Annotated in this window: 1 protein-coding gene; it reads right to left on the bottom strand. The window is 56.4% G+C overall.

Going from position 1 to position 873, the window contains the following annotated elements; all coding sequences use genetic code 11:
• Positions 1–307: 307 nt before the first annotated feature.
• Entirely contained in the window at positions 308–817 is a 510-nt protein-coding gene (locus NKH67_RS34015; RefSeq protein WP_353033106.1) for a ferritin-like domain-containing protein, read from the bottom strand.
• Between the last annotated feature and the right edge of the window lie 56 nt (positions 818–873).

Below are 873 nucleotides of genomic sequence, written 5' to 3'. Positions count from 1 at the left end.
CTATCGCGACCTCGTTTCGAACGTTTTAACACGCCCCCTCAAGCTTGATCTCGCCGAGCGCTGCACTAGCCCTTCCGATCTTGGCTATTGCCAATGCGTATTCGACCGGGCTTGCGCAGACGAACGCTTCAACTCAAAGTCACGACGCCGCAATGTTAGCATCACTCGTCGTAGCAATTTCTGGAAATGCGCAACTCGACAACCGCCTGCTACAGCCAGGCGTGTTCGTCGTCCAGCCTTCACGAAGGGGACGCGCTGGCGGACGAATCCCCCATCACCCAGTTCACGATGACTGCGTCCCACCCGCTCACCGCTTGGCGCTGTCACTGTCGGCTTCGGCCCGAACAAGGAACTGCTCGGTCGTGGAGGGAAGACGGGATTTCAGCCAATCCGCCATCGCGACTTCCTCTTGCAGATTCTCTTCGCAAGCCCGAAGAACCTCGGTTTCGCCGAGCGATCGAGCGGCGGCAATCAGGATCGTGTAGGAGGCGATTTCCATGTGCTCGAACGTGTAGCTCGCGAGCGATCCTTTCATCACCTCGTCTCCAGCGAAGATGCCGCTCAGCGATTGCGCCATCGCCGTCAGCTTACCGCCAGCATCCTTCATCATGGATGAACCCTCGTCCATCTGATCGAGACAAGTCTTCAGCCGGGCAGCCTGCTGCTTGGTCTCGTCGAGGTGCTGTCGGATCCGGTCGCTCAGTTCGGGATAATTCTCGATACGGCTCAACTGCCCGTTCAACATCGTTTCGGCCTGCTCTTCCATGGCATGAGCGTCTCTAAGCCATTGGACAAACCATTCCCGGCTTTCTGACATTTCGAATCTCCTTTGCTATTTAAGGAAAAACTTTCAGAAGAAGACATTGTTCCGGA

Source organism: Mesorhizobium sp. M0968 (genome assembly GCF_040319065.1).
Classification (GTDB): Bacteria; Pseudomonadota; Alphaproteobacteria; order Rhizobiales; family Rhizobiaceae; genus Mesorhizobium.
Note: the sequence above shows the minus strand (reverse complement) of the source record. Positions and strands in the feature narration are given on the sequence as shown.